This is a genomic window from Methanoregula sp. (genome assembly GCF_002835825.1).
In the GTDB taxonomy this organism is placed as follows: domain Archaea; phylum Halobacteriota; class Methanomicrobia; order Methanomicrobiales; family Methanospirillaceae; genus Methanoregula.
In genome coordinates, this window is sequence record NZ_PIZH01000236.1 from 1 (window position 1) to 3,565 (window position 3,565).

The window sequence follows — 3,565 nt, forward strand, 5'->3', positions numbered from 1 at the left end:
GTGTTGCCGAAGGCTCACTTGAGGAGATTGGATCTCATTATTCATCGGTCGATCTCCAGCACAAGGCCAATGAATGGCGGGATTGAATGATGTATCTTCTTGATACAAACATCTTCCTGGATGTAGTGCGGATTTATTCGCACTACTTGAGAAGCCCCTTTTAGGGCTTCGAGATACATACTCCGCCGCTCGCGTGTGGAGGAAGTGAAGGCATTTTTTAACCGGGCCGATCTCCCGTCTTTGCATGTTACCGATTTCGCCCTGCATACTCTCGGGGTAATCTATCTGCGGGAACGAAAACCAAAGGAATTCCAGAAATTTATTGACGGGGATATCCTTGCCAGCGGTATCCGGGTCACCACCCTGGATCCGGTGGATTATTCCCGGATTGTTCATTGCGCCATGAAGTATCATCTTGATTTTGATGATGCCTACCAGTATGCCGCAGCGGAAAAGCATAATCTCAGTATCGTGAGTTTTGACCGGGACTTTGACCGGACAGAAAAAGGCCGGGTTGAACCTGGAGTTCTGTTCCGGTAATTTTTCAAGAATAATCCGCAGTGTTCATGGAATGCTCATATGAGATTATCGGCAACCATGGAACACTATACACAACATAACCCCGGGTGCATCCTCATGCTTGTCAGATTCGAAGTCTATGCCGAAGAAGGATTCTGGTGCGGAAAGGCTCTGGGTGTCGATATCTTCACCCAGGGCAAGACCCTTGACGAGCTGATGGAGAATACCCGTGAAGCAGTCGGTCTTCATTTCGAGGATGAGATCCGCAGAGGAGAGGTAATGAGGATCCAGTTGATCTCCGAGACAGAGGTTGATGCAGTGGCCCGGAATTAGTGAAACAACCTCCCCTCTCTTACCCCGCAGCACTCCCGCCAAAAACCCCCACAAGGCAGAGCAGGAAGACGACCCACCAGGCCGAGATGATCCAGAAGAACGGCTCTCTTCTCATGGCACACCCCCGAATGCCCGGGTCGAACCGGCAGGTGTGAGCGAAACTGCCCATGCACCCGTTCTCCCGCAGAAGAGGGGAGGAGGAATGGGGTGGAAGGGTGCACCGCCAGGGGACGCGGTGTGTGGGGTTCGTGGTGTTGTCTTCCCGTGCCATCGGGGAAGTACTGCTGTTCGTGTCATGGTGGCTCACGGTCCCGGACTGTTCCGGACTATCACCACAGGGTTCGTGCCTGCGGGGATATAAGGGAAAAGAAGATGGAAAAAAAGGGGCGAAAATTTTCCAGCCGGATGAACAGCAACCTCTCACGGGACTTCCGGAAGCGTGCCCGGGTTCCGCACCGGCAGGGTGAACCAGAACGTTGTCCCCGTTCCCGGGCCTTCCGACTCCGCCCAAATCTTCCCGCCATGCACTTCGATAATGCGCTTCACGATGGCAAGGCCGACCCCGGTGCCCGGCGTATCCGCGTCCAGTTTTTCAAACAGGTTGAAGATCCGGCCCAGGTAGGCGCGCTCGATACCGCTCCCGTTGTCCCGGACAAAAAAGGCCCTGCCCCCGGCGGCCTGCTCCGTGCCGATCGTGATGATGAGGTTCTCCTGGCTCCCGCGGAACTTGACGGCGTTCTCGATCAGGTTCAAGAAGACCTCCCGCAGGCGGGCGTGGTCGGCCGGAACAACCGGAAGGTCAGGTGCGATCTCGATCTGGACATGGTGCTCTGCAAGGCAGTGAGAAAGGAGGGCGATGGCCTCGTCAATAACCGTGCGCACGGGAACCGGGGCCATCTGGTAGGTGCTCTGTCCCGCCCGGGAGAGCTTGAGGAGGTCGGCGAGGAGCGATGCCAGCGTGTCCACGGCAGCGGAGATCCGTTTCGTATGCTCCGTGAGCCGGGCAGGTTCCGGGGCGCCCCGGGCAAGCTCGTCTTCGATCATCCCGGCAAAGCCCTGGATGGTGATGAGGGGGTTTTTGAGTTCGTGCGAGACGGTGTACGTGAACCGGGCAAGCTCGTCGTTCTTGTGTTCGAGTGCACGGATCACCAGTTCCCGCTGCTGCTCGGCATTTTTCCGCTCGGCGATCTCGGTCTCGAGTTCCTGGATCTTCTTGTCGAGCTTGCGGAAGAGTACCTCGTTGTACTGTCGCAGCACCTCCATCTCGTTGCGTCCCTCCGGCCCTTTGGCGCCTTGTGGTTTGCCTCCGTTCCCGGCAAGGACGTCCCGGATCTCATGGAGCAGCACATCCGGCTTCTGCGGCTTTGTCAGGAACCGGTCGGCCCCGAGGCCCAATGCGAACGCTTCGTCTTTTGGATCGGTGTAGGTGGCCGTGTAGAAGATGAACGGGATGGTTTTTAACAGGGCATCCGCCCTCCACTGCCGGCAGAGCTCGAACCCGTCCATCACCGGCATCAGGATATCGGTGACGATCAGGTCCGGGGGTGCTTCCCGTGCACGGGCAAGGGCCTCGGCGCCGTTTTTCGCCGGTACCACGTCGTACCCGCTGCCCTTCAGGATGGCTTCGAGCAGGTAGAGGTTCTTTGGATTGTCGTCTGCGATAAGGACCCTTGTCATGACCCGTTACCCCCTGCGCTTCCGGGAGGCAGGTACTGGCGTACCTCCCCTGTGAATGTCTTGGGGTTGATGGGCTTCTCGATATACCCGGTGCACCCGGCGGCAAGCGCCTTCTCGCGGTCGCCTGCCATGGCATAGGACGTGACGGCGATAATCGGCGTTTTTATGAGGCCCGGGAGTTTTCGCAGCTCCCGTGCGGTGGCATACCCGTCCATCACCGGCAGCTGGATGTCAAGCAGGATGAGGTCCGGCACCTCCTTTGCTGCAAGGTCAATTCCTTCCCTGCCATTGTTTGCCCGGATAACCGTCCAGCCTTGAGCAACCAGGATGAAGTTCACAAGGTAGAAGTTCTGGTCATTGTCCTCGATATACAGCGCGCGTACCGTCATGATCCACTCCGCTCCCGGGGAAGGGTGAAGGAGAAGGTGCTCCCCCGGCCCGGCTCACTCTCGACCGTGATCTCTCCTCCCATCAGGGTGACGAGCCGCTTTGAGATCGAGAGCCCGAGGCCGGTTCCCTCGTACTTCCGGGCAAGACCGGTCTCGATCTGCGTGAACGGCTTAAAGAGCCGCTCCCGGTATTCTTTTTCTATCCCGATCCCCGTATCCGTGACACCGATGCGGACCCACGGCCCCTCAACCGTGCAGCGGACGCGGACCGAGCCCTGTTCTGTGAACTTGATGGCATTGGAGAGGAGGTTCAAGAGCACCTGCTCGACGCGCCGGCTGTCCGCGATCACCGTACCTGCCTCCGGGGCGATCTCCAGATCCAGCGAAAGAGTTTTTCCGTCGGCAAGCGGCCTCACGGTGCGCACGGCCTTTTCACTCAGCGGGCGGCTCTCCACGGGCGAGGCTGCGACGTTCAGCTGCCCGGCCGCGAGCTTCGAGATGTCCCGGACATCGTTGATCAGGGCGAGCAGGTGCTCTTCGCTCCCAGGACCCATTGCTAGGTGGTTGTTCCGCCACGTATTGAGCCGCCCGGACACCCCCTGTTCGCTCTCGCCCGCGCACCCGTGAACGCGAGTTCCGTGGGTCCG

At 58.7% G+C, this 3,565-nt stretch carries 6 protein-coding genes; 2 read left to right on the plus strand and 4 right to left on the minus strand.

What is annotated here, in order from left to right:
• Nucleotides 1–177: 177 nt before the first annotated feature.
• Together CW742_RS08885 and CW742_RS08890 are read left to right on the plus strand one after the other, a co-directional pair.
• Entirely contained in the window at nt 178–540 is a 363-nt protein-coding gene (locus tag CW742_RS08885; RefSeq protein WP_292419347.1) for a PIN domain-containing protein, read from the plus strand.
• Between the two features lie 96 nt (nt 541–636).
• Nucleotides 637–852 (plus strand): type II toxin-antitoxin system HicB family antitoxin, encoded by a 216-nt coding sequence (locus CW742_RS08890; RefSeq protein ID WP_292419330.1) that lies wholly within the window; start codon nt 637–639, stop codon nt 850–852.
• 19 nt (nt 853–871) lie between these two features.
• On the opposite strand, the gene CW742_RS08895 is transcribed toward CW742_RS08890, so the two are convergent.
• From CW742_RS08895 to CW742_RS08910, 4 genes are all read right to left on the minus strand, one after another.
• Nucleotides 872–1,159: a hypothetical protein gene (locus CW742_RS08895; RefSeq protein ID WP_292419333.1), complete on the minus strand. Its 288-nt coding sequence runs from the start codon at nt 1,157–1,159 to the stop codon at nt 872–874.
• 113 nt (nt 1,160–1,272) lie between these two features.
• Nucleotides 1,273–2,529 (minus strand): ATP-binding protein, encoded by a 1,257-nt coding sequence (locus CW742_RS08900; RefSeq protein ID WP_292419337.1) that lies wholly within the window; start codon nt 2,527–2,529, stop codon nt 1,273–1,275.
• Nucleotides 2,526–2,918 (minus strand): response regulator, encoded by a 393-nt coding sequence (locus tag CW742_RS08905; RefSeq protein WP_292419340.1) that lies wholly within the window; start codon nt 2,916–2,918, stop codon nt 2,526–2,528. Before CW742_RS08905 ends, CW742_RS08900 begins: the two co-directional genes overlap by 4 nt.
• On the minus strand, nt 2,915–3,565 hold a 651-nt coding region (locus tag CW742_RS08910), incomplete at its 5' end, for a HAMP domain-containing sensor histidine kinase (RefSeq protein ID WP_292419344.1). The genes CW742_RS08905 and CW742_RS08910, both read right to left, overlap by 4 nt.